General features: G+C 67.4%; 23 protein-coding genes (1 of these 23 only partly in view). 15 read left to right on the top strand and 8 right to left on the bottom strand.

The annotated features are described in order from the left end of the window. Positions 1–66 precede the first annotated feature (66 nt). On the bottom strand, positions 67–1,875 hold the full coding sequence (locus U6958_RS24665) for a glutamine--tRNA ligase/YqeY domain fusion protein (protein WP_016450551.1): 1,809 nt from the start codon (positions 1,873–1,875) through the stop codon (positions 67–69). A gap of 230 nt (positions 1,876–2,105) precedes the next feature. Here U6958_RS24665 and U6958_RS24660 point away from each other — a divergent pair, with 230 nt between their 5' ends. The 7 genes from U6958_RS24660 to U6958_RS24630 all read left to right on the top strand — a co-directional run bounded on the left by U6958_RS24660 (position 2,106) and on the right by U6958_RS24630 (position 7,232). Then, positions 2,106–2,465 (top strand): hypothetical protein, encoded by a 360-nt coding sequence (locus tag U6958_RS24660; protein ID WP_016450550.1) that lies wholly within the window; start codon positions 2,106–2,108, stop codon positions 2,463–2,465. A gap of 125 nt (positions 2,466–2,590) precedes the next feature. Beyond that, a complete protein-coding gene (aroQ, locus tag U6958_RS24655) occupies positions 2,591–3,034 on the top strand; it encodes a type II 3-dehydroquinate dehydratase (protein WP_016450549.1) in 444 nt (147 codons plus the stop codon). After that, positions 3,031–3,915, top strand: a complete 885-nt coding sequence (locus U6958_RS24650; RefSeq protein WP_016450548.1) for an alpha/beta fold hydrolase — start codon at positions 3,031–3,033, stop codon at positions 3,913–3,915. Before aroQ ends, U6958_RS24650 begins: the two co-directional genes overlap by 4 nt. Continuing rightward, a complete protein-coding gene (arfB, locus tag U6958_RS24645) occupies positions 3,908–4,318 on the top strand; it encodes an alternative ribosome rescue aminoacyl-tRNA hydrolase ArfB (protein WP_016450547.1) in 411 nt (136 codons plus the stop codon). Before U6958_RS24650 ends, arfB begins: the two co-directional genes overlap by 8 nt. 72 nt (positions 4,319–4,390) lie before the next feature. Next, positions 4,391–5,338 carry a dioxygenase gene (locus tag U6958_RS24640; protein WP_074923122.1) on the top strand — a complete coding sequence of 316 codons (948 nt, stop codon included), beginning with the start codon at positions 4,391–4,393 and terminating at the stop codon, positions 5,336–5,338. A gap of 95 nt (positions 5,339–5,433) precedes the next feature. Further along, positions 5,434–6,099 carry an alpha/beta hydrolase gene (locus U6958_RS24635; protein ID WP_016450545.1) on the top strand — a complete coding sequence of 222 codons (666 nt, stop codon included), beginning with the start codon at positions 5,434–5,436 and terminating at the stop codon, positions 6,097–6,099. A 221-nt stretch (positions 6,100–6,320) separates the two neighbouring features. Continuing rightward, complete coding sequence (locus U6958_RS24630) at positions 6,321–7,232, top strand: DUF3014 domain-containing protein (RefSeq protein WP_016450544.1); 912 nt, start codon at positions 6,321–6,323, stop codon at positions 7,230–7,232. Positions 7,233–7,250: 18 nt separating this feature from the next. Here the strand turns inward: U6958_RS24630 and U6958_RS24625 are convergent, their stop codons facing one another. After that, a complete protein-coding gene (locus U6958_RS24625) occupies positions 7,251–7,721 on the bottom strand; it encodes an Lrp/AsnC family transcriptional regulator (RefSeq protein WP_012204416.1) in 471 nt (156 codons plus the stop codon). 104 nt (positions 7,722–7,825) lie between these two features. On the opposite strand from U6958_RS24625, the gene mdeB reads away from it, so the two are divergent. Together mdeB and U6958_RS24615 are read left to right on the top strand one after the other, a co-directional pair. Next, positions 7,826–10,456 (top strand): alpha-ketoglutarate dehydrogenase, encoded by a 2,631-nt coding sequence (mdeB, locus tag U6958_RS24620; protein ID WP_074923131.1) that lies wholly within the window; start codon positions 7,826–7,828, stop codon positions 10,454–10,456. Between the two features lie 322 nt (positions 10,457–10,778). Further along, positions 10,779–12,959, top strand: a complete 2,181-nt coding sequence (locus U6958_RS24615) for a c-type cytochrome (RefSeq protein WP_016450542.1) — start codon at positions 10,779–10,781, stop codon at positions 12,957–12,959. A 241-nt stretch (positions 12,960–13,200) separates the two neighbouring features. On the opposite strand, the gene U6958_RS24610 is transcribed toward U6958_RS24615, so the two are convergent. Further along, positions 13,201–14,016: a sulfite exporter TauE/SafE family protein gene (locus tag U6958_RS24610; RefSeq protein WP_016450541.1), complete on the bottom strand. Its 816-nt coding sequence runs from the start codon at positions 14,014–14,016 to the stop codon at positions 13,201–13,203. Positions 14,017–14,082: 66 nt separating this feature from the next. Here U6958_RS24610 and U6958_RS24605 point away from each other — a divergent pair, with 66 nt between their 5' ends. Continuing rightward, on the top strand, positions 14,083–15,051 hold the full coding sequence (locus U6958_RS24605) for a LysR family transcriptional regulator (RefSeq protein WP_016450540.1): 969 nt from the start codon (positions 14,083–14,085) through the stop codon (positions 15,049–15,051). Here the strand turns inward: U6958_RS24605 and U6958_RS24600 are convergent. From U6958_RS24600 to U6958_RS24580, 5 genes are all read right to left on the bottom strand, one after another. Further along, a complete protein-coding gene (locus tag U6958_RS24600) occupies positions 15,042–15,911 on the bottom strand; it encodes a zinc-dependent peptidase (protein WP_016450539.1) in 870 nt (289 codons plus the stop codon). The two genes, U6958_RS24605 and U6958_RS24600, sit on opposite strands and share 10 nt — an antisense overlap. Next, positions 15,908–16,783, bottom strand: coding sequence for a UDP-2,3-diacylglucosamine diphosphatase (locus U6958_RS24595; RefSeq protein ID WP_016450538.1), 876 nt, complete (start codon positions 16,781–16,783; stop codon positions 15,908–15,910). The genes U6958_RS24600 and U6958_RS24595 overlap by 4 nt, the downstream gene beginning before the upstream one ends. A gap of 157 nt (positions 16,784–16,940) precedes the next feature. Next, complete coding sequence (locus U6958_RS24590; protein ID WP_016450537.1) at positions 16,941–17,447, bottom strand: peptidylprolyl isomerase; 507 nt, start codon at positions 17,445–17,447, stop codon at positions 16,941–16,943. 57 nt (positions 17,448–17,504) lie between these two features. Continuing rightward, positions 17,505–18,092 carry a peptidylprolyl isomerase gene (locus U6958_RS24585; RefSeq protein ID WP_016450536.1) on the bottom strand — a complete coding sequence of 196 codons (588 nt, stop codon included), beginning with the start codon at positions 18,090–18,092 and terminating at the stop codon, positions 17,505–17,507. 147 nt (positions 18,093–18,239) lie between these two features. Then, positions 18,240–18,773: a tetratricopeptide repeat protein gene (locus tag U6958_RS24580; RefSeq protein ID WP_016450535.1), complete on the bottom strand. Its 534-nt coding sequence runs from the start codon at positions 18,771–18,773 to the stop codon at positions 18,240–18,242. A gap of 204 nt (positions 18,774–18,977) precedes the next feature. Between U6958_RS24580 and cysS the strand changes: the two genes are divergently transcribed. The 5 genes from cysS to U6958_RS24555 form a co-directional block, all read left to right on the top strand. Then, positions 18,978–20,363, top strand: a complete 1,386-nt coding sequence (cysS, locus tag U6958_RS24575; RefSeq protein ID WP_026062450.1) for a cysteine--tRNA ligase — start codon at positions 18,978–18,980, stop codon at positions 20,361–20,363. Between the two features lie 49 nt (positions 20,364–20,412). Next, positions 20,413–21,222 carry a DNA-3-methyladenine glycosylase gene (locus U6958_RS24570; protein ID WP_016450533.1) on the top strand — a complete coding sequence of 270 codons (810 nt, stop codon included), beginning with the start codon at positions 20,413–20,415 and terminating at the stop codon, positions 21,220–21,222. Positions 21,223–21,305: 83 nt separating this feature from the next. Beyond that, positions 21,306–22,283, top strand: a complete 978-nt coding sequence (locus U6958_RS24565) for an acetyl-CoA carboxylase carboxyltransferase subunit alpha (protein ID WP_016450532.1) — start codon at positions 21,306–21,308, stop codon at positions 22,281–22,283. Between the two features lie 108 nt (positions 22,284–22,391). After that, positions 22,392–23,423: a tRNA lysidine(34) synthetase TilS gene (gene tilS / locus U6958_RS24560; protein WP_074923123.1), complete on the top strand. Its 1,032-nt coding sequence runs from the start codon at positions 22,392–22,394 to the stop codon at positions 23,421–23,423. Between the two features lie 176 nt (positions 23,424–23,599). Then, positions 23,600–24,525, top strand: partial view of an aspartate kinase gene (locus U6958_RS24555; protein ID WP_016450530.1) — the 5' portion only. 340 nt of this gene lie beyond the right edge of the window; 926 of the gene's 1,266 nt are visible here — the first part of the coding sequence; its start codon is at positions 23,600–23,602; the stop codon falls past the right edge of the window.

The following is a 24,525-nucleotide window of genomic DNA, read 5'->3' as shown; positions in this document are numbered from 1 at the left end:
CTGCAAAGCAGGATGGTGGGCCATCTTCGGGGGAGCGGTGCAGGTGCCCGCCAGCGGGCCGTGCGCCTACTTGCCCCAGGAGTCCTTGAGACCCGTTGCGCGGTTGAACACGGGCTTGCCCGGTGCGTGGTCCTTGCGGTCGGCCACGAAGTAGCCGAAGCGCTCGAACTGGAACTTGTCGTCAGGCTGTGCCTGGGCCAGCGACGGCTCCACGTAGGCCGTCACGACCTTGAGGCTGTCCGGGTTGAGCAGGGCCAGGAAGTCCTTGCCGCCCGCATCGGGCTGCGGGTCGGTGAACAGGCGGTCGTACAGGCGCACTTCGGCCTGCACGCCGTCGGCCGCGCCCACCCAGGTGATGGCGGCCTTGACCTTGACGCTGTCGGCGCCCGGCGTGCCGCTCTTGGTGTCGGGCACCACGGTGGCCAGCACCTTGGTGACGTTGCCCTCGGCATCCTTCTCGCAGCCGGTGCACTCGATCACGTAGCCGCCCTTCAGGCGAACCTTGTTGCCCGGGAACAGGCGCTTGTAGCCCTTGGGCGGCACTTCGGCGAAGTCCTCGCGCTCGATCCACACCTCGCGGCCCAGCGTGAAGCGGCGCACCGGCACCTGCTGGCCTTCGGCGGCGTGGGGCAGGGCGGGCAGCTCGCAGGCTTCCAGGTGGTCGGCGCTGCCGAAGACCTCGGCCCAGTTGGTCAGTTCCAGCTTCAGCGGGTCCAGGGCCACCATGCCGCGATGGGCCTGGTTCTCCAGGTCTTCGCGCAGGCAGCCTTCCAGCGTGGAGTAGTCGATCCAGGCGTAGTCCTTGGTCACGCCGATGCGCTCGCAGAAGGCCTGGATGCTCTGCGGCGTGTAGCCACGGCGGCGCAGGCCGACGATGGTGGGCATGCGCGGATCGTCCCAGCCGCTGACGATGCCGTTGTCCACCAGGTGCTTGAGCTTGCGCTTGCTGGTGATCACATAGGTCAGGTGCAGGCGCGAGAACTCGTACTGGCGCGGCTGCGGCGCGGCGATCAGGCCGCCTGCGCGCAAGTGGTCCAGCAGCCAGTCGTAGAACGGGCGCTGGTCCTCGAACTCCAGCGTGCAGATGCTGTGGGTGATGTGCTCCAGCGCGTCCTCGATGGGATGGGCGAAGGTGTACATCGGGTAGATGCACCACTGGTTGCCGGTGTTGTGGTGCTCGGCATGGCGCACGCGGTAGATGGCGGGATCGCGCAGATTGATGTTGGGCGATGCCATGTCGATCTTTGCGCGCAGCACGGCAGCGCCATCGGGCAGCTTGCCGTCGCGCATTTCGCGAAAGCGCGCCAGGTTCTCGGCCACCGTGCGGCTGCGGAACGGGCTGTCCACGCCGGGGCGCGAGAAATCGCCGCGGTTGGCCTTCATGTCGTCGGCGCTTTGCTCGTCCACATAGGCCAGGCCCTGCTCGATCAGGTACTCGGCCGCGCGGTACATGAAGTCGAAGTAGTTGCTGGCGAAGTACAGGTTCTCGTGACCGTCGGCTTCCTTCCAGCCGAAGCCCAGCCAATGGACGGCATCGATGATGCTGTCCACGTACTCCTGGTCTTCCTTCTCGGGATTGGTGTCGTCGAAACGCAGGTGGCAGGCGCCTTGGTAGTCGCGCGCCAGGCCGAAGTTCAGGCAGATGGCCTTGGCGTGGCCCACGTGCAGGTAGCCGTTGGGCTCGGGCGGGAAGCGTGTGCGGATCTTCGCCACGTCCACCTGGCCCTGGTTGTGGTGGTCGCCATCACCGGGGCTTCCACCCCAGCGGCGCTGGGCGTAGGTACCGTTGGCCAGGTCGGCCTCGATGATTTGGCGCAGAAAGTTACTCGGTTTGACCGGATCTTTGGAGATGGGGGAGGCGTCAGCAGAGCTCATCGCAGCATTGTAGGCGCGCGCCTGCCGACCCGCTCCGGACGGCTTTCGGACAGCCGCGCCAGCCAAGGGTTGAGGCATTTGGAAACAAACTTGTATAAAAGCCTGCCATCCGTAGACCCCTCTCGCGCGTTGAGAATGCAGGGCGTATGCCGTCCCCCTGTGCCAAAGTGCGGGAAGGCGGTACCAGCGGCAATGCCTGCCACGCCTGTCCAACTTCGAGGAGAGACACCATGACAACGACAGCTTCCCCGTGGGTTGCAAGAGCAGCAGCAGCCGGCCTCGCATTGGCCGCCCTGGTGGCTTCGGGCGCCGCCCAGGCCCGGGGCGATGTGCACTGGTCCATCAGCCTGAATTCGCCGGGCATGTATGGCCCGCCCGTCTATGTCGCGCCTGCCCCCGTCTATGTGGCGCCGCCCCAGCCCATCTACTACGCTCCCCCGCCTCCGGTCTACTACGCGCCGCGCGCCGTCTACCGTGCGCCGCCCGTCGTGGTCGTTCCCGGCTATGGATACGGCTATCGCGGCGGCTACCGTGGCGGATACCGCCATGGTCATGGCCATGGCCATGGTCACGGTCACTGGCGCCGTTGAGCCGGACCGGGCTGGATTGACTTGTGCCGCCCTCCGGGGCGGCTTTTTCCGTGGTGCCAGCGTTGCGGCCGGGCCCGGGATGGCCCGCATAATCCAGCCCGTTGGAAACCTGGAGTGTCCCCGCCGTGAAAACCGTCTATGTCCTCAATGGCCCGAACCTGAACCTGCTGGGCCTGCGTGAACCCGCCATCTATGGCTCCCAGACCCTGGCCGATGTGCGTGCGCTGTGCGAAGCCGCCTGTGCGCGCTACGGTCTGGCCCTGGAGTTCCGCCAGAGCAACCATGAAGGCGAGCTGGTGGACTGGATCCACGAGGCCGGCCGCGTGCACGCCGAAGGCCGCCTGGCCGGCCTGATCTTCAACGCCGCCGCCTACACCCACACCAGCGTGGCCCTGCTGGATGCCGTCAAGGGCACGGGCGTGCCGCTGGTGGAGCTGCACATCAGCAACGTGCATGCGCGCGAGAGCTTCCGCCACCACTCCTACCTGTCGGCTGCGGCGCGCGCCGTGATGTGCGGCTTTGGTGTGGCCGGCTACGGCCTGGCCATCGACGCCGTGGCCCAGTGGTGAACACGCCTGTCGCCATAGAGCGCCTGCGCGCCCGTGCGCGGCGCCTGACCACGCCGCTGTCTGCCGCGCGGCCCGAAGACGGCCACATGGTCTGGCATGTCTGGGGCGAGGCGCGCGCGGGCGTGCTGCCGGTGGTCATGCTGCACGGCGGCAGCGGCAGCTGGACGCACTGGCTGCGCTGCATGGACGCTCTGCTGGCCCAGGGCCGCCAGCTGTGGATACCGGACCTGCCGGGCTTTGGCGATTCCGATGGGGTACCGGGCGGCCAGGATGCCGACACCCTGGTCGAGCCGCTGCGCCAGGGCCTGCGGCAACTGCTGGCCGATGGCGCAGCGCCCGCCGCCCCGCTGTGCGATCTGGTCGGCTTCTCTTTTGGCGGCATGACGGCCGGCATGCTGGCGGCTGCCGACGGCACGCTGGCCCGGCGCCTGGTGCTGGCCGGGGCGCCCGGCATGGGCGTGGGCAAGGGCTTGGCCGTGCGGCTCAAGGGCTGGCGCCACCTGGCCACGCCCGGGGCGCAGGCCGTGGCCCACCGCTACAACCTGCAGGCGCTGATGCTGCATGACGCCAGCCTCATCGACGAGGACACGCTGGCCCTGCATGTGCTCAATGTGGAGCGCGACCGCCTTCCGCGCCGCCGCCTCTCGCACACCGATGTGCTGGCCCGCGCCCTGCAGGCCGTGGACGGCCCCGTATGGGCCATCTATGGCGAGCACGACGCGCTCTATCCGGGCCCGATGATGCAGGAACTGGCCCAGGCCTTTGCACGCCATGCGCGCGACTTCCGGGGGCTGGCCCTGGTGCCTGGCGCGGGCCACTGGGTCATGCATGAGCGTCCCGATGCCTTTGTGGCGGCATTGGCCGCTGCGCTGGATGCCTGAGCGCATGCGCCCCATCGAGCTGCACGAGGTGCAGTGGACCGCCATGCGCGCCCAGGGCGCGGGCGGCCAGAACGTGAACAAGGTCTCCAGCGCCGTGCACCTGCGCTTCGACGTGCGCGCCTCGCGCCTGCCCGAGGCCGTGCAGCAGCGCCTGCTGGCCCTGCGCGACGGCCGCATCACCAACGAGGGCGTGGTCGTCATCAAGGCCCAGCAATACCGCACGCAGGAGCAGAACCTGCGCGCCGCGCTGCAGCGGCTCAACGCGCTGGTGGCCGCCGCCTATCCCGAACCCATTCTTCGCCGCGCCACCCGGCCCACGCTGGGATCGCAGCGGCGGCGCCTGGACAGCAAGAGCCGGCACAGCGCCACCAAGGCCCTGCGGGGCCGCCCGCGCGACGATTGAGCCGGCCAGCGCAACAATGTGTGCCGCCTTTGGCGGCTTGGCGCGGCCCGCTTGCGTCCCTACATTAGGGGAATGCAAGATTTCCACGCTTCCCTCGATTCCGGCGCCTCCTCCATAGCCGCTTCGGCCGGCACTCGGCTGCCCGTGCTCTATGTCTCCCACGGCTCGCCCATGTTCGCGCTGGAGCCGGGCGAAACCGGCCCCGTGCTCGCGCAATGGGGCAGGGCGCTGCGCCAGGCCCACGGCCCGCTGCGCGGCGTGGTCATCATGTCGCCGCACTGGATGTCGCATGGCGTGGAAGTCATGACCGGAGCCTCGCCCTCCACCTGGCACGACTTCGGCGGCTTCCCGCCCGCGCTCTACGAACTGCAGTACCCGGCCCCCGGCGCGCCCCAGCTGGCGCAGGAAGTCATGGACCGCCTGCAGGCCGCAGGCATTGCCGCCAGCGCCAACGCGCAGCGGCCCTTCGACCACGGCGCCTGGGTGCCGCTGATGCATTTGCTGCCCGATGCCGACCTGCCCGTGGTCCAGCTGTCCCTTCCCGCCTCGGCCGGGCCGGCCGAAACCCATGCGCTGGGCGCGGCCCTGGCGGCGCTGCGCGATGAGGGCGTGCTCATCGTCGGCTCCGGCAGCATGACGCACAACCTGGGCGAATTCCGGGGCGGCACGGGCGAGGCCACGGTGCGGGTGGACGACGCCGTGCAGGCCCTGCGCAGCCAGGATGGCCTGCAGGACGACCATGCCGTCGGCGGCTCCAGCGCCTCCTCGCCCTACGTGCAGGATTTCAGCCGCTGGATCGAGTCGCGCCTGCAGGCGCAGGACCTGTCCGCGCTGCTGGACTACCGCGCACGCGCTCCCTCGGCCCGGCGCGCCCATCCCAGCGAAGAGCACTTCATGCCGCTGTACTTCGCCCTGGGCGCGGCCGGCGCCACGGCGCGGCCTCGGTATCTGAGCCGCGAAGTCATGTACTCCATCCTGGCCATGGATGCGATGGCCTTCGAGGACGCGCAGGCGGCATAACCTCCTGCCCCCGCGGACTTGGCGAGGCGCCACAATGGCGCGTTGCCCGGGACCACCCCGGTCCCGGAAATCGCTTAAAAACCAAGGAGTCCGTGATGATCGACCTGCCCCTGCTGGCGCTGGAGCGCCCCGCACAACCCGCACCGGGGCAGCAGCCCTGGCTGCTGGTGCTCATGCATGGCGTTGGCAGCAATGAACAGGACCTATTCGGCCTCGCATCGTTCGTGCCGCCGCAGTTCCACGTGCTCAGCCTGCGTGCCCCGTTTTCCATGGGGCCCAGTGCCCATGCCTGGTTCCAGTTCACGGTGGATGCCAACGGCACGCGCCACATCCACGCATCGCAGGAAGAGCACAGCCGCGCCCTGGTGGCCCAGACCGTGCAGCAGGCCGGCGCGCGGCTGGGCATTCCTGCCCAGCGTACCGTGGCGGGCGGCTTCAGCCAGGGCGGCATCATGGCGCTCAGCCTGCTGCTGACCCAGCCCGCGCTGCTGCGCGCCGCCATGTGCTGGCACAGCCGCCTGCTGCCCGAGGCCTTGCCGCACCAGGCCCCTGACGCGGCCTTCGACGGCAAGTCGCTCTGGGTCAGCCACGGCACCTACGACAACGTCATTCCGCTGACCAGCGCCCACGCCATTCGCAGCCACGTGCAGCGCCTGCCGCTGCAACTGAGCTACCACGAATACCCGAGCATGCATGAGATCCGCCCCGACGAGCTGCAGGCCGCCATGGCCTGGCTCCAGGATCTGGGCACGCAGGGCTGAGCCTGCTGCACCGCCCCCTTCTTGTGCGCAGGCTGGCCGCGTAAGCCGGGTAACGCCTTGTTGCCTGGCGCGCACAAGGGCCTGCGCGGGCAGCGGGGCGGCTTATAAACGCCAGTCAGGGGCTGGTGTCAGGAAAGCCCGGGAACCCCGGTTGTGCTTTGCTGTCGCACGTCCTGCGGCAACTGTGCTGCCAGCCCCTGCCCAAGCCAAAGGACCCATCCATGCCAGAACGCGACCCCCAAGACTTCCGCCCCCGCGCCAGATCCTCCGGCCCATCGGCTTTCGGCATCGCCGCAGCGGTACTGGCGGCTGCCGCCGTGGGGGGCGCAGCCTGGTGGTACTGGTGGCGTCCCGCCGACGTGCCCGAGGCGCCGCCCGAAGTGGCAGAGGCGCCCGCCCAGCCTGCCGAGCCTGAACCCGTCCCCGCGCCCGAGCTGACCGAGCCCCAGAACCCTGTCGATGCGCTGGAGCCACCCGCGCCCGGCCTGCCCGCGCTGCAGGACTCCGACGCCCATGTCGCCCAGGCCCTCAACGGCCTGCTGGGTCGTGACAAGGCAGGCAGCTTTCTGCAGATGGACGGCTTTGTGCGCCGCGCCGTGGCCACCGTGGACAACCTGACCCGCTCCCAGGCCCCTGCACGGCTTTGGCCCGTGCACCCCGCGCCGCAGCGTTTCACGGTGGAGGGCGCGGCGGAGACCGGGGAGGCACAGGCCATCTCCCCCGCCAACGCCGCACGCTACAAGGCCTTCGTGGCCTTCGCCGAGTCCATTCCCATGGACGGGGCCGTCAAGCTCTATGCCCGGCTGTATCCCCTGTTCCAGACCGCCTATGAAGACCTGGGCTATCCCAGCCGCTATTTCAACGATCGTCTCATTGCCGTCATAGACCATCTGCGCGCCGCGCCCGAGCCCGCGGGTCCGGTGCAGGTCAGGCTGACCAAAGTGGAGGGCGAGGTGCCCTCCGTCCAGCCCTGGGTGCGCTACGAATACGCCGACCCGGAGCTGCAGGCCCTGTCCAGCGGCCAGAAGATGCTGGTGCGCGTGGGGCTGGACAACGAGCGCCGCCTCAAGGCCGTGCTGGGCGAACTGCGCCGCCGCATCGCCACCGGCGAGATGGCCAAGCCTGCGGGCTGAGGCCAGTCTCCATCCGCCTCAGCCTGCGGCCGGCAGGGGCAGGGCGGTCTTGTACCGCACCTGCTTGAGCGTGAAGCTGGAGCGGATCTTCTCTATGCCCGGAATCGGCGTGAGCTGCTCCACGATGAAGCGCTCCAGCGCGCCGATGTCGGCCAGGGCCACGCGGATCAGGTAGTCGGCGTCGCCGCTCATCAGGTAGCACTCCATGACCTCGTCGTGCTCGGCAATGCGGCGCTCGAAGTCGGCCAGCGATTCCTTGGCCTGCGACTTGAGGCTGATGTTGATGAACACATTCAGCCCCAGCCCCAGCGCCGACGCATTGGCCAGCGCCACATAGCGCGCGATCACGCCGGCCTTCTCCAGTGCCTTGACGCGCGCCAGGCAGGGCGAGGGTGACAGATGCACGCGGCGCGCCAGTTCCACGTTGGAAAGCGAGCCGTCCGTTTGCAACTCGGCCAGAATGCGCAAGTCGATGGTGTCCAGTTTCATGTGCCGGATTTTATGTAGATGCCGGCATGAAATGCTGGAATATGGCGTTTCCCTTATCCATGAACGGCTGCTCATGCCGGTCCGCCAGTCCTAAAGTGGCGGGCATGAACGCACCCACGCCGCTGGCCACGCTGGCCGATATCGATACCGATCCCCAGGAAACCACCGAATGGCGGGAGGCCTTCGCGGCCCTGGTCGCCGCCGAGGGGCCGCAGCGCGCGCGCTTCGTGCTCGAAGAGCTGGCGCGCATGGCGCGCGAGCAGCGCCTGGGCTGGCAGCCCGACCTGAATACGCCCTATGTGAACACCGTGGCCGCGCAGCAGCAGCCGGTGTTTCCGGGCGACCTGGCCATGGAGGAGCGGCTGGCGTCCATCATGCGCTGGAATGCGCTGGCCATGGTGGTGCGCGCCAACCAGGCCTATGGCGAGCTGGGCGGGCACATCGCCAGCTACGCCAGCGCGGCCGACCTGTTCGAGACCGGGTTCAACCATTTCTTCCATGCCCGGGAGGGGCTGGCGCCGGGCCAGCACCGGGGCGACCTGGTGTTCTTCCAGCCGCACAGCGCCCCCGGCGTGTATGCGCGCGCCTTCCTGGAAGGGCGGCTGAGCGAGCAGGACCTGCAGCACTATCGCCAGGAGATCAGCGCGCCGGCCGCTGGCGCGCAAGGCCTGTCCAGCTATCCCCATCCCTGGCTGATGCCCGACTTCTGGCAGTTCCCGACGGGCTCCATGGGCATAGGCCCCATCAGCAGCATCTACCACGCGCGCTTCATGCGCTATCTCACGCACCGCCGCCTGCTGGACTGCCAGGAGCGCAAGGTCTGGGGCGTGTTCGGCGACGGCGAGATGGACGAGCCCGAAAGCATGAGCGCCCTGACGCTGGCCGCGCGCGAGGGGCTGGACAACCTGGTGTGGGTGGTCAACTGCAATCTGCAGCGCCTGGACGGCCCGGTGCGCGGCAACGGCCGCATCGTCGATGAGCTGGAGCGGCTGTTCGCCGGCGCGGGCTGGAACGTGGTCAAGCTGCTGTGGGGCAGCGACTGGGACGGGCTGTTGGCTCGCGACATCACCGGCACCCTGGCACGCACGCTGGGCGGCACGGTGGACGGGCAGATGCAGACGTTCGCCGCCAAGGACGGCCGCTACAACCGCGAGCATTTCTTTGGACAGAACCCCGAGCTCGCCGCCCTGGCCCAGGGCCTGACGGACGAGCAGATCGACCGCTTGAAGCGCGGCGGCCATGATCTGGTGAAGATCCATGCGGCCTATGCAGCGGCTGCCGCCCATCGCGGCCAGCCCACGGTGATCCTGGCCCATACCAAGAAGGGCTACGGCATGGGCTCGGCCGGGCAGGGCAAGATGACCACGCACAGCCAGAAGAAGCTGGACGAGACCGACCTGATCGAGTTCCGCAACCGCTTCAACCTGCCGCTCAGTGACGAGCAGGCCAAGGGCCTGGCCTTCCACAAGCCTGCCGATGACAGTGCCGAGATGCAGTACCTGCGCGAGCGCCGAACGGCCCTGGGCGGCGCACTGCCGCGCCGCGAAACGGTGTGCGACCGCGTGCCCGTTCCAGCGCTGGAGCAATACGCCCAGTTCGCGCTGGCGCCTGCCGGCAAGGAAATGAGCACCACCATGGCCTTTGTGCGCATGCTGGGCGGCCTGCTCAAGGATGCGCAGCTGGGTCCGCGCATCGTGCCCATCGTGGCCGACGAGGCGCGCACCTTCGGCATGGCCAACCTGTTCAAGCAGGTGGGCATCTACAGCAGCCTGGGCCAGCGCTACGCGCCCGAGGACATCGGCTCGGTGCTGTCCTACCGCGAGGCGCTGGACGGCCAGATCCTGGAGGAGGGCATCAGCGAGGCCGGTGCCGTCGCCAGCTGGACGGCGGCGGCCACCAGCTACAGCGTGCACGGCCTGGCCATGCTTCCGTTCTACATCTACTACTCCATGTTCGGCTTCCAGCGCGTGGGCGACGCCATCTGGGCGGCGGCCGACCAGCGGGCGCGCGGCTTTTTGCTGGGCGCCACCTCGGGCCGCACCACGCTGGGCGGAGAAGGCCTGCAGCACCAGGACGGCTCCAGCCATCTGGTGGCGGCCACCATTCCCAACTGCAAGGCCTGGGACCCTGCGCATGCCGGCGAACTCGCCGTGATCCTGGACGCCGGCATGCGCGAGATGCTGGTCGAGCAGCGCGATGTCTTCTACTACGTCACGCTGATGAACGAGAACTATGCCCAGCCCGACCTGCCCGCAGGCGCTGCCGAAGGCGTGCTGCGCGGCGCCTATGTGTTCAGCCGTTTTGGCGATGCGGACCGTGCCACGCAGCATGTCACCTTGCTGGGATCGGGCGCCATCCTCACCGAAGTGCTCAAGGCCGCCGAGCAATTGGCCAGCGAGGGCATGGCCGCCACCGTGGTCAGCGTGACCAGCTGGAGCGAGCTGGCGCGCGATGGCGTGGCCTGCGAGCAGCGCATGCTGGCGGGCGAGGCACCTGGCCAGCCCTGGATCGCGCAGCTGCTGCACGGTACGCAGGGCCCGGTGATTGCCGCCACCGACTATGTGCGCGCGGTGCCCGAGACCGTGCGCGCCTTCCTGCCCGCAGGCCGCCGTTTCCTCACGCTGGGCACGGACGGCTTCGGCCGCAGCGACACGCGTGCGGCGCTGCGCGGCTACTTTGGGGTGGATGCACACAGCGTGGCGCAGGCTGCGCGCCGGATGATCCAGCCAGGTTGAGCCGAGCCTTTCCACGCACCCGGCATCCCCGGGATGTACACATGGCGGCCCCTTCGCGGGGCCGCTTTGCATGGCTGCGCCCCCATTTGCGCCGCCACTTTTCCTGTGGATGGATTAAGCCCGCGTTAAATGCGCAAGTGGCTTATCTTTTTCGTCGGCTTGCATCAAAAAATAGGGTGATTCCACTAGAATTTGTATATATAAGAAGATATTGCGCAAAGAGATTGATATTTGCTGCAATGGTTGCATGCGTTGGGTGGAATATCTCGTCAATATCCGATTTTCTCTTTCAATAATAATTTATTTCACGGGATAGAAGACGATGAAACTCTCGCTCAAGCAAGGCCTGCTGTGCGTGGCCGTGCTGTCGGCTGCCGCATGGCAGCTCGCCATCTCGGCGCCGGCGCCCGAGGTGGATCATGCGCAAATGCCGCAGATCATCGATGACCTGCCCGCCGACTATGCGGCGGACCTGACCGCCGAGCAAAGAACCCTGGTAGACCGTGGCCGTTATATCGCGCGACTCGGTGATTGCGTGGCCTGCCATACCGGAAATAAAACACAGCCCATGGGCGGTGGCCTGGCGCTGGAGACGCCATTCGGCAAGATCTATTCCACCAATATCTCGCCCGACGCCGATACGGGCATGGGCAAATACAGCTTCGAGCAGTTCGACCGCGCCATGCGCAAGGGCGTGGCAGCCGATGGCCGCAACATGTACCCGGCCATGCCCTATCCCTCCTACGCCAAGATGACGGCCGAGGACATGCAGGCCCTGTACGCCTATCTGCTGCAGGGCGTGGCGCCCGTGAAGGCGGCCAACAAGGAGTCCGACCTGGGCTTTCCCTTCAACCAGCGCTGGGGCCTGGCGCTGTGGAACTGGGTGTTTCTGGATGACGCGCCCTTCCAGCCCCAACCGCAGCAAACTGCCCAGTGGAACCGGGGCGCCTACCTGGTACAGGGCCTGGGCCACTGCGGCGCCTGCCATACGCCGCGCGGCGTGGGCTTCCAGGAAAAGACCATGACCGGCGAGGGCCGCAAGGGCGAGTACTTCCTGGCCGGCGAGACCGTGGAGAACTGGCGCGCACTGAGCCTGCGCGACCTGTGGACACCCGAGGAGACCGCCCAACTGCTCAAGACCGGGCGCAACAGCCACGGCACGGTCTCCGGCAACATGGTCGATGTGGTCCAGCACAGCACCCAGTACATGAGTGACGAGGACCTGTTGGCCATCGGCATCTATCTGAAGTCGCTGCCCGCAGGCAAGAACGACCTGCCCATGCAGGTGGCCCAAGGGCCGGGGCCGGTCATCGCCCCGCATCCGGCGCCGCAGGCCTCCGGGCATGCGCCGTCCGCCACGTCGGCAGTGTCTTCCGACGTGCCTGCCGATCTCTACGCCAGCCGGGGCGGCCTGGGCTATCTGCAGTTCTGCGCCGACTGCCACCGTGCCGATGGCGGCGGCGTGAAGGACGTGTTCCCGCCACTGGCCGGCAATTTTTCGCTGCAGTCGCAGGACCCGTCCACGCTGATCCATCTGATGCTGGCGGGCTGGAAGGCGCCGGTCACGCAAAGCCATGCACGGCCGCTGACCATGCCGGCCTTCGCACAGCTCAAGGATGCGGAGATCGCCGACATCCTCAACTTCGCCCGCAGGAGCTGGGGCCGTGCCGATGCGCGCGAGATCCATGCCAGGGAGGTGCAATCCATGCGCAAGCAGCTCGATGCCAAGGGCGAAAGCGCACGCCCCTTCGAGACGCCGCGCCTGGCCGCCATGCTGGACGAATCCAATGCGAAGCAACTGGTCTACGGCGCCCGCCTGAACATTGAGACGCGCGACCTGCTGCCCAGGAATGTGGGCAACGCGCTGAACTGCGCCAGCTGCCACCTGAACGCGGGCACGGTGGCCGATGGTTCGCCCTACATCGGTGTCTCGGCCTTCTTCCCCGGCTATGCGCCGCGCGCGGGCCGCGTCATCACGCTGGAGGACCGCATCAATGGCTGCTTCCTGCGCTCCATGAACGGCAAGCCTCTGCCGCTGGAGTCCGACGAGATCAAGGCCATGGTCGCCTACTTCGACTGGATGCGCCGCGAAACCAAGCCCGAGGACAAGGTCGAAGGCCGGGGCGTGGGCAAGATCAGCCAGTCCATCGTGCCCAACGTGGACAACGGCAAGAAGATCTATGCGGCCCAGTGCGCGGTCTGCCATGGCGGCGAGGGCGAAGGCGTGAAAAATGCCAAGGGCCAGTGGGTCTATCCGCCGCTGTGGGGTGACCAGTCCTTCAACATCGGTGCAGGCATGGCGCGCACCTATACGGCAGCGGCCTTCGTCAAGCGCAACATGCCCATCGCCTTCCATGGCAACTTCCCGCTGGGCCAGGGCGGCCTCAGCGACCAGGAGGCCGTGGACGTGGCCGAGTACTTCAGCCACCAGCCGCGCCCGGACTTTGCCAACAAGCACAAGGACTGGCCCAAGGACAAGAAGCCGGCCGACGCGCGGTACTGATGCGCCATCGAGGGAGAAGAAGGCGTTCCCGCCACGCGGCGGGCGCCTGAAGGCGGAGCAGGGAGCGATTCCTGCCCCGCCTTTTTTCGAAGGCAGTGCCCAGTCTTGCGCGCGCTGCAGATCCTTCTTGGCGGCGGCCAGTTCATTGCCCAGCCCCTGCACGTGTTGCTGCCGTTGCCTGGTCATCTGCTGCAGCCCGCAGGCTTGGTTCCAGGCCTTCCCGGCAGCGCGTTCGGCGCGCTCAGCCCGCGCGCTGCAGCAGCACCGGCACCGAGGAGGCCAGCAGCGCCACGCCGGACAGGCACAGCAGGCCCAGCACGATCTGCCGGAAACGCATCTCGCTGATGCCGATATAGAGCCTGGAGCCCAGCAGCGATGGAATGAGCATGGCCGGCGCCACGATGGCGAACAGCGGCAGCATGCTGCGCGCGACCATGCCGGTGCCCAGGTAGGTGGCCATGGTCACGGCCAGCATGGACAGGTTGAAGTTCTGGATGACCGAGCGCTGCTCATCCTTGGGGTAGCCGCGCAGCGTGCACCACAGCGTGGGCAGCGTGCCCGTGAAGCCGCCCAGTCCGCCCATCACGCCGCCCGCCAGGCCCACGGCGCCGTCTGCCACACTGCCGCCGCGCGCCAGCCTGGGCAGGCGGGCCGACAGCAGCATCACCGGGCACCACAGCACCAGCATGCCGCCCAGCAAGGCCTTGAACCAGGCCATGTCCAGGTGCGGCAGCAGCAAGACACCCAGGGGAATGCCGACAAGACCGCCCAGGATGAAGGGCAGCAGCTTTGCCAGCGCAAACCCGCGCCGCACGGTGATGGCCGACAGCACCTGGCCCAGCAGCGAGCCGAAGACGGTGAGCACGGCTGCATCGCGCGGCTCCAGCACCCAGGCCCAGAACGACATGGCCACCATGCCGAAGGCAAAGCCCGACAGGCCCTGCACGAATCCGGCCGCCGCCGCGCCCAGCGCGATTATGAAAAACATGCCATCCATGGTCTGCCTGGTCCTTTCGTTCTGGGTGTGCAAGACGCCGGAATTCTGGAACGCATGCATAAGCAGAAATTCGTTTGTTTTTATTATTCAATATGGTTTTGCTTATGACGCGCCACGCCTGAAGCCATGCCGCAACACCCCACTGCATCGACCGCTGCCCAACTGGCCCACCGCATGGCCACGCGCCTGAAGATGAAGCATTTGCTGCTGCTGCGCTCCATCAGCGAGCTGGGCACGCTGACCCGCGTGGCCGAGCGCATGGCCACCAGCCAGCCCGCCGTGACCCAGGCCCTGGCCGAGCTGGAGTCATTGTTCGGCGCGCCGCTGTTCCTGCGTTCTGCGCGCGGCATGGAGCCTACGGAGCTGGGCGCGCTGGTGCTGGCGCGCGCCCGGGGCATGCTGGCCGACCTGGACCATTGGGCCCACGACATCGAGGCCGTGGGGCAGCAGCGTGCGGCGCACCTGCAGGTGGGTGTCATCCCCTTCCTGCCTGCGCGCATGCTGGCCGATGCCATCGGCAGGACGCGGCCGCAAGGCCGGCGCATCACGGTCACGCTGCATGAGGACACCAGCGACCGCCTGCTGCAAAAGTTGCGCGCACATGAGCTGGACTGCGTGATTGGCCGCGCCTCGGCCGTGCTGGACATGAGCGGCATACGGCACAGCGTGCTTTATGAGCAGGAGCCTCGCCTGATCGCCCACCGCAGCCTGGCCACGCGGCTGGGGCGCCGGCCTCTGCAGTGGGCCGAACTCACGGGGCTTGACTGGGTGCTGGGCCAGCGCCGCACGCCCATGCGCGAGCAGATCACCGACTTTTTTCTGCGCGCGGGCGTGGAGCCGCCGCCGCCGTTTGTGGAAACGCTCTCGGCCAAGGTGATCGGCGAGCTGGTGGCGGCCAATGAGCGGGCCGTGTCCATCGTGCCGGCCGACATTGCCGAGGAACTGGTGCGCATCGCGGGCGTGGGCATCGTGCGCCACCGTTTCGGCTGGACCCTGCCACCCATCACCCTGTTCGAGCGCAAGGCGGGCGGCCAGTACGAGGAGCAGCGCCTGTTTGCCCAGGCCCTGAAGGAGGTTTGCTCCGATCAGGGGTGACGGGTGGCCGGCTTGAAGAGCGCAGCCAGCAGCGGCTCCAGCGTGGGGAATTCCAGGGCAAAGCGGGCGCGGTCCACGAAGAAGGCTTCGCAGGCCACGGCGAAGAATTCGGCGGGCGCCGTGGCGCCATAGCCGTCCAGCCAGGGCCATTCGCCGCCAAAGCGTTCGGCGATGGTGATCTGCTCACGGAAGGCGTCGTAGGCCGGCGCCCAGGCGGCCTGCCATATCTCGCGGGCCTGGCGCGCGGAGCCGCTGCCCATGAAACCGGGCGGCAGGGGCGGGCAGCCATCGGCGCCGCCGTTGCGCATGTCGATCTTGTGGGCGAATTCATGGATCACCACGTTGGCGGCCTGGCCGCCGTGACCGTGGTGGCTGGCATGCGGCCCGCGGCCTGCGCCGATGGCCTGCCAGCTCAGCATGACGGGGCCGCCATGCATGGCCTCGCCCATGATCACTTCGTCGTAGTCGTGGATGACGCCGGCCTCGTCCATGCTCTGGCGCCGTGCCACGGCATCGCCCGGGTGCACCACGATGCCGACAAAGTCGTCATACCAGGACAGCGCGCCCTGCGGCTCGCCCCAGTGCAGCAGTGGCAGGCAGGCCTGGGCGGCAATCTCCAGCGCCATGGCGTCGCTCACTTGCAGGCCGTGCGCGCCGTGGAAGCGCTTGCGCTGCAGGAAGACGGCGGCCAGTGCGCGCAGCTTCGATTGCTCCTCCAGCGTCAGCGAGGAAAGAAAGGGGTAGGCGGCCAGCGTGGACAGCCACAGCGGCGCTGGTATCTCGGGCACCGGCGAGACGGCGGAGCGTGCGCGGCGGCCCAGCCGCCGGACCCAGTGGCCCAGTTGTCGCCAGAGGCTCATCGTTGGGGCGCCTGTTCAAGTACTTCGGACAGCGGCAGGCGCCGCAGGCCCTGGCCCTGCTCCCAGCGCAGCACTTCGGCGCGCGGCACGGCGGCTGCCAAATCCCAGTCGCTGAGCACCACACGCCGCAGGCCATCGCCCAGTTCATGGTCGGCCGGGCGGTGCGTGTGGCCGTGGACCAGGGTGGCGGCGCGTGCGGCGCGCAGCCAGCTGCGCGTGGCCTCGGCATCCAGGTCGGCATAGGTGGGCATGGCGGCGGTGTGGCTGGCGGAGGGGGCGGCTGCGTCCGCTCCGGCCGATTCACGTTTGCGCGATTCGCTCTCCTGCCGGATGCCGCGTGCCTGCTCGCGGCGCAGCGGCAGCGGCTGCGCCAGGAAGGCCGCCTGCCACGCGGCGGAGCGCGCCATGGCGCGAAAGCGCTGGTAGTCCGTATCGTCCAGGCACAGGGCATCGCCATGGCTGAGCAGGATGCGCTGGTCGCCGCAGTCGAGTACGGTGGGGTCGGCCAGCGTGGTCGTGCCGCACAGCGCATCGAACTGCGCTCCGGTCAGGAAGTCGCGGTTGCCCTGCATGAAGAACAGCGGCCTGCGGGCGGCGGCCTCGCGCAGGGTGGCGGCGCAATCGGCCTCGAAACTGCCGGGCTCCAGCAAGGCGTCGTCGCCCACCCAGACTTCGAACAGGTCACCGAGCAGAAAGACGGCATCGGCCTGCGTGGCGTGCAGGTAGCGGCGAAAGGCCTGCACGGTGGCGGGCTCGCAGGCCTGCAGGTGCAGGTCGGAGATGAAGTCCAGCGTGCGCCAGGCCGCGGGCAGTGTCCATTCGGCCGCAATGGGCGGCACGCAGGGAGGGCGAGGTGCGGCAGTCTGGGCCATGGGCGGGTGCGCGCCCGGCAAGGGCGCTGCATGAAGGCTTGGGAGGGCTCTGGAGCAGGGCTGTTGTCCATGGGCACGGCCAGGGGCGGGCCATGAGCATGGACAACAGGGCGGCTGCACGCCAAGGGGGCAGCCGCCTTGTCGGAAGGGCGCCTGATTACAGGGCCACGGCCTTTTCGATGATCACGTCATCCTTGGGCACGTCCTGGTGGCCGCCGTTGCGGCCGGTCTTCACGCCGCGCAGCTTGTCCACGATCTCGGTGCCCTTGACCACCTTGCCGAACACGGCATAGCCCCAGCCCTGGGCGCTGGGCGAGGTGTGGTTCAGGAAGCCGTTGTCGGCCACGTTGATGAAGAACTGGGCGGTGGCCGAGTGCGGGTCGCCGGTACGGGCCATGGCGATGGTGTACTTGTCGTTCTTCAGGCCGTTCTTGGCCTCGTTCTCGATGGGCGCATCGGTGCCCTTTTGCTTCATGCCGGGCTCGAAGCCGCCGCCCTGGATCATGAAGCCATCGATGATGCGATGGAAGATGGTGTTGTCGTAGTGGCCCTTGTTCACATAGGCCAGGAAGTTCTCGGTGCTCTTGGGGGCCTTGGCGGCGTCGAGTTCGAGGGTGATGACGCCGTGGTCGGCGATGTGGAGTTCGACTTGGGGATTGCTCATGGCGATTCCTTGTTGGGTGGAGGGCAGGGGCGTGCCACGCTGGGCGCGGCGCGCGGTTTACTTGACTTCGGTGGCCGAGAGGATGGTCACCGGCTTGGTGGGTACATTCTGGTGCATGCCCTGGTTGCCCGTGGCCACCGTGCGGATTTTGTCCACCACATCCATGCCCTGGACCACGCGGCCGAAGACGGCGTAGCCGTGTCCGTCAGGCTTGGGTGCGTTGAGCATGTCGTTGTTCACCACGTTGATGAAGAACTGCGAGGTGGCCGAGTTGGGATTGCCCGTGCGCGCCATGGCGATGGTGCCCCGGTCATTCTTGAGGCCGTTGTCCGCTTCCAGCGGAATCGGCGCGCGCGTGGGCTTTTCCTTGAGGCTGGCATCCATGCCGCCGCCCTGGATCATGAAGCCGTCCATCACGCGGTGGAACACCGTGCCGTCATAGTGCTTGTCGCGCACGTACTGCATGAAGTTGGCCACGGTCTTGGGGGCCTTGGCCTCGTTCAGCTCCAGCACGATGTCGCCCATGCTGGTCTTGAGCTGCACCTTGGGTGTGGCGTTCTGCGCCATGGCGGGCAGGGCGGTGCAAAGGGAAGCGGCCAGGGCCATGCCGGCCAGGGAAAGCGACGCAATGCGGCGTGTGGTCATGCAAATCTCCTGAGAAAGCCAAAGGGCTGGGGGATGGAGTGGGAAAACCGGGGCAGGTTCCTGCGCGTGCGCGCAGGCGTGGCAAGACCCAAATGGCGCGCAGACCGCCGTGCCTGGGCGCCGGGGTGCGCGTGCGGGCCGTGTCTTCTATTTGGTGCCGGTGACTGGAGCCAGCAATTCGCGCAGCAGCTTGAGCTTGGGCCGCACGCTGGCAGCACGGCCGTCCAGGCCTTGTGCCTTGCCGTAGGCCTCGTAGGCCAGGCGGGCGTGGATGTCGCCCAGATTCTCGTAGGCAACGCCGTAGTTGGGGTTGTTGCGCACGGCCGACTCCAGGGCGGAGCGGGCCTTGTCGAGCTGGTTCTGGCCTGCGTAGATGACGGCCAGGTTGTTGTAGGGCTCGGGCAGCTCGGGGTAGTCCTCGATGAGCTGGTTCAGCGCGGCGATGGCCTCGTCGGTCTTGCCGCTGTCGGTCAGGGCCACGGCCTTGAGAAAGCGCATCTGGGGGTCGCGTGCGTTCTTGGCAAGATAGGCTTCGGCGCGTGCCAGGGCCTGGGTGCTTTTGCCGTTGCGCAGCAACTGGTTCACTTCCGTATAGTCGTCGGCGTGGGCGTGGCCTGTTGCGAGCAGGGCCGCCAGTGCCGCGAGGCGCAGGGCGGAGCGAAACGAGTTGCGTAGAGGCATGTAGGTGCTTTCGGGGCCTCGGGGAAACGCCCCGCGGCGCGGGCTTATACTGCTGTGAATTGTAGCTGAGGGGTGTGCTGGGTCACACGGGCTCTGCGCCTGCCGCTCCTGCTCCCTGCTGAGCATGCCTGCATCGGCGCCAAGGGTCCGGCGGCGCGTGGGACGCGCCCCCTGCAGCGGCCCTTTCTCCCCTGATGAACATCCATGAGTTTGCGTATCTACAACACGCTGTCGCGTGCATTGGAAGCGTTTTCGCCAATCGAACCGGGCCATGTGCGCATGTATGTGTGCGGCATGACCGTGTACGACCTGTGCCACCTGGGACACGCGCGCTCCATGGTCGCTTTCGACGTGGTGCAGCGCTGGCTTCGGGCCAGCGGAAATCGCGTGACCTATGTGCGCAACATCACCGATATCGACGACAAGATCATCCGTCGTGCCGTGGAGAACGGCGAGACCATTCGTTCGCTGACCGACCGCATGATCGACGCGCTGCACCAGGACGCCGACGCCCTGGGCATCGAACGCCCCACGCATGAGCCGCGCGCCACCGAATACGTGCCGCAGATGCTGTCCATGATCGGCCGCCTGCAGGACAAGGGCCTGGCCTACCAGGGCAGCGATGGCGACGTGAACTTTGCCGTGCGCAAGTTCCCCGGCTACGGCAAGCTGTCGGGCAAGTCGCTGGACGAATTGCAGGCCGGCGAACGCGTGGCCGTGCAGGACGGCAAGCAGGACCCGCTGGACTTCGTGCTGTGGAAAAGCGCCAAGCCCAGCGAGCCCGACGAGGTCAAGTGGGCCAGCCCCTGGGGCGCGGGCCGGCCGGGCTGGCACATCGAGTGCTCGGCCATGGGCTGCGAGATGCTGGGCGAGAGCTTCGACATCCACGGTGGCGGTGCCGATCTGCAGTTCCCGCACCACGAAAACGAGATTGCCCAGAGCGAAGGCGCGACCGGCAAGCCTTTCTCGCAGGTCTGGATGCACAACGGCTTCATCAACGTGGACAACGAGAAGATGTCCAAGTCGCTGGGCAACTTCTTCACCATCCGCGACGTGCTCAAGGAGTACGACGCAGAGACCGTTCGCTTCTTCGTCGTGCGCAGCCACTACCGCAGCCCGCTGAACTACAGCGACGTGCATCTGAACGATGCGCGCGGCGCGCTCAAGCGCCTGTACACGGCGCTGAGCCTGGTGGCCCCCGCCGAGGTCGCCATCGACTGGAATCATCCCGCTGCCGCGCGCTTCAAGGCTGCCATGGACGAGGACTTCGGCACGCCCGAGGCCGTGGCCGTGCTGTTCGAGCTGGCTGCAGAAGTCAATCGCAGCAAGAGCGCCGAGACGGCGGGCCTGCTCAAGGCCCTGGCCGGATGCCTGGGCTTGCTGCAGGGCGACCCCCAGGCCTTCCTGCAGGCAGGAGCGGCAGATGTGGATGCCGCCGCCATCGAGGCGCAGATTGCCGCACGCGCAGCTGCCAAGGCGGCCAAGGACTGGGCCGAGGCCGACCGCATCCGCAAGGCCCTGCTGGAGCAGGGCATCGTGCTCAAGGACTCCCCTGCAGGCACGACCTGGGAGGCAGCCGCCAAGGGCTGATCCGTATGCCTTGCCAGATGTGCCGCGCCAGGTGCGGGGAGGTGCTTTGATGGCCTCCGCCAAACCCCTGGACACCATGGATTTCGAGCAGTTGCCGCTGGTGGCCGATCTGCCCGTGCCCGAACAGCAACCGGCCCCGCTGCCGGTGGTGACGCTGGGCGCGCGCGCAGGCTCGCCGCCTGCCGCCGCAGCGGCCGCTGCCGCCACGCCCAAGGCCAAGATATCGCTGCCCGCGCCGCCCGAAGGCGCGCCTGCCTACTGGGCTGAGGCCTGCCGCCAGCTCGTGCGGCGCGACCGCGTGATGAAGCGCCTGATCCCGCGCTTTGCCCACCTGGCCCTGCAGCCCGGTGGTGATGCCTTTGCCACGCTGGCGCGCTCCATCGTGGGCCAGCAGATCTCGATGAAGGCCGCGCAGACGCTGTGGAACAAGTTCGCACGCCTGCCTGCGCGGATGGCGCCTGACCTGGTGCTCAAGCTCAAGGTGGACGACATGCGCGCCGTGGGCCTGTCCGCCCGCAAGGTGGACTACCTGGTGGACCTGGCCATGCATTTCACCGAGCACCGCCTGCACCAGGACGACTGGCAGGGCATGAGCGACGAAGCCATCGTGGCCGAGCTCATGTCCATCCGCGGCGTGGGCCGGTGGACGGCCGAGATGTTCCTCATCTTCTACCTGCAGCGGCCCAATGTGCTGCCGCTGGACGATGCAGGCCTGATCTCGGGCATCAGCCAGAACTATTTTTCAGGCGACCCCGTCAGCCGCAGCGAGGCGCGCGAGGTTGCCGAGGCCTGGAAGCCGTGGTGCACCGTGGCGACTTGGTATATTTGGCGCTCGCTCGAGACGCAGCCTGCCGCCTGAAGACAAACCGATCACACCCGATCAACCCCCGTTTTCCGGCCGGAACGCATGCACCGTGCCTGGCTGGGACAAGGAGAAACAAGTTGGCGAAAAAGAACTTTCTGGATTTTGAGCAGCCCATCGCCGAGCTCGAATCCAAAATCGAGGAACTGCGCTACGTGCAGACCGAAAGCGCAGTCGATATCTCGGAAGAGATTGAGCAGCTCAGCAAAAAGAGCCTGCAGCTGACCAAGGACATCTACAGCGACCTCTCGCCCTGGCAGATCACCAAGATCGCGCGCCATACCGAGCGTCCCTACACGCTGGACTATGTGCGCGACTGCTTCACCGACTTCATCGAGATGCACGGCGACCGGCACTTTGCCGACGACCAGTCCATCGTGGGCGGGCTGGCGCGCTTCAATGGCATGTCCTGCATGGTCATCGGCCACCAGAAGGGCCGCGACACCAAGGAGCGCACGCTGCGCAACTTCGGCATGACGCGCCCCGAGGGCTACCGCAAGGCCCTGCGTCTCATGAAGACGGCCGAGAAGTTCGGCCTGCCGGTCTTCACCTTCGTGGACACGCCCGGCGCTTTCCCCGGCATCGAGGCCGAGGAGCGCGGCCAGTCCGAAGCCATCGGCCGCAACATCTACGAAATGGCACAGCTGCAGACCCCCATCATCACCACCGTCATCGGTGAAGGCGGCTCGGGCGGCGCACTGGCCATTGCCGTTGCCGACCAGGTGCTGATGCTGCAATACGCCGTCTACTCCGTGATCAGCCCGGAAGGCTGCGCCTCCATCCTCTGGAAGACCGGCGAAAAGGCCCAGGACGCGGCCGATGCCATGGGCATCACGGCCCACCGCCTCAAGGCCCTGGGCCTGGTGGACAAGATCGTCAACGAGCCCGTGGGCGGCGCCCACCGCGACCCCAAGCAAATGGCCGCCTTCCTCAAGCGTGCGCTGGGCGATGCCTACCGCCAGCTGGCCGACCTCAAGCCCAAGGAACTGCAGGACCGCCGCTACGAGCGCCTGCAAAGCTACGGCCGTTTCGCCGATACCAAGGCAGACAATCGCTGAAGGCCGGCGCCACGCTCTGGCACACTGAACGGCTCCCCCTGGGAGCCGTTTTCTTTTTGCGCCGGGACTCGGCCTGAGTCCTGCCATACCTGATCCAAGCCTGTGGAAATGCCGATCACCGACCTGCCGCAGAACCTGCCGGACACCTCATCAGACGCCGCGTCAGACGTCGCGTCAGGCGCCGCCTTGGGTGCTGCCATCCAGCGCTTTGCGCCACCGCTGCCGCTGGCCGTTGCCTTCAGCGGCGGAGCGGACTCCACTGCGTTGCTGCTGGCCTGCGCCGAGCGCTGGCCGGGCCAGGTCGTCGCCATCCATGTGCACCACGGTTTGCAGTCGGCCGCCGATGCCTTTGTGCTCCAGTGTGAAAAAACCTGTGCGCAGCATGCCGTCCCCTTGAAGATCTGCCGCGTGGATGCGCGCCACGCGCCGGGCCAAAGCCCTGAGGATGCGGCGCGTCAGTTGCGCTACGCCACGTTGATCAAGGCGGCCAACGAGCCCTGGCCTGCGCAGGGCGGTGTGCCCATGCCTGCCGTTCGCAGCCTGGCCCTGGCGCAGCATGCCGACGACCAGGTCGAGACGCTGCTGCTGGCACTGTCGCGCGGCGCCGGCGTTGCGGGGCTGGCCGCCATGCCGGCGCAGTGGAGCAGGGCGGGACTTGCGTGGTATCGACCGCTGCTTGATCTGCCTGGCCAGGTATTGCGGGACTGGCTTGCTGCGCGCGGCCAGGAGTGGGTGGAAGACCCTTCCAATGCCGATGCCCGCTACACCCGCAATCGCATCCGCGCCCAGTTGCTGCCGGCGTTGCACCAGGCCTTCCCCCAGTTTCGCGCCACCTTTGCGCGCAGCAGCCGGCATTGCGCCGAAGCGGCCGAGCTCCTGCAGGAGATGGCCCAGGCCGACCTGGGTGCGGTGGGCAACCCGCCCCGCATCGCTGCATTGCAGGCGCTGAGCCCGGCGCGCCAGGCCAATGTGCTGCGCCACTGGCTGCGCAGCGTGCATGCCACCACCCCGAGCGCCGCGCAGCTCGATCAACTGCTCGCGCAGGTCGGCGTTTGCCGTACGCGAGGCCACCGCATCCATCTCAAGATGGGCAGGGGTTTTGTGCGGCGCCTGGGGTCAGTGCTCGATTGGTACAATTGACAGGTTTTGGTCCAACTTTGCACGAAAACCGGCGGCGCGCCAAAACCAAATGGCTTGCGCAAGACGGGTCTGGACGGACATTTCGCTACATGCGCAGTCCTCTTGAGCACCTGGCTTGCACAAGCACCCCCTGTCGTACAGCGCCGTGCCTAGCAGTTTCGTCACCCTGATATCCAATGGCACTGATCGTTCATAAATACGGCGGCACCTCGATGGGCTCGACAGAGCGCATCCGCAACGTTGCCAAGCGCGTGGCCAAGTGGGCTAGGGCCGGTCACCAGATGGTGGTCGTCCCCAGCGCCATGAGTGGCGAAACCAACCGTCTGCTGGGCCTGGCCAGCGAGCTGGCTCCCAGCTCGGCCAAAACGGCGTACTACCGTGAACTCGACATGCTCGCCTCCACGGGCGAGCAGGCGTCGTCGGCACTGCTGGCCATTGCGCTGCAGGCCGAAGGCCTGGAAGCCATCAGCTTCTCGGGCTGGCAGGTTCCCGTGCGCACGGACAGCAGCTTCACCAAGGCGCGCATCGAGTCCATCGATGACAAGCGCGTTCGCGCCGAACTCGACGCTGGCCGCGTGGTCATCATCACCGGCTTCCAGGGCATTGATCCCAACGGTCACGTCACCACGCTCGGCCGTGGCGGCTCCGACACCTCGGCCGTGGCCGTGGCTGCGGCGCTGAAGGCGGCCGAATGCCTGATCTACACCGACGTGGACGGCGTCTACACCACCGACCCGCGCGTGGTGCAGGCTGCCAAGCGCCTGAACACCGTGAGCTTCGAGGAAATGCTGGAGATGGCCAGCCTCGGCTCCAAGGTGCTGCAAATCCGCTCCGTGGAATTTGCCGGCAAGTACAAGGTGCCCATGCGTGTGCTCTCCAGCTTCACGCCCTGGGACATCGACCTGGAGGAAGAGTCCACCTCCGGCACGCTGATTACTTTTGAGGAAGACGAAAAAATGGAAAAGGCCGTCGTATCCGGCATCGCATTCAACCGCGGCGAAGCCAAGATCTCCGTTCTCGGCGTGCCCGACACCCCTGGCATCGCCTACGGCATCCTGGGCCCGGTGGCCGACGCCAACATCGAAGTCGATGTGATCATCCA

Source organism: Delftia lacustris (assembly GCF_040267515.1).
GTDB classification, from domain to species: domain Bacteria; phylum Pseudomonadota; class Gammaproteobacteria; order Burkholderiales; family Burkholderiaceae_C; genus Comamonas; species Comamonas tsuruhatensis.
The sequence above is the reverse complement of the archived record's forward strand: the minus strand, read 5'-3'. Positions and strand labels throughout refer to the sequence as shown.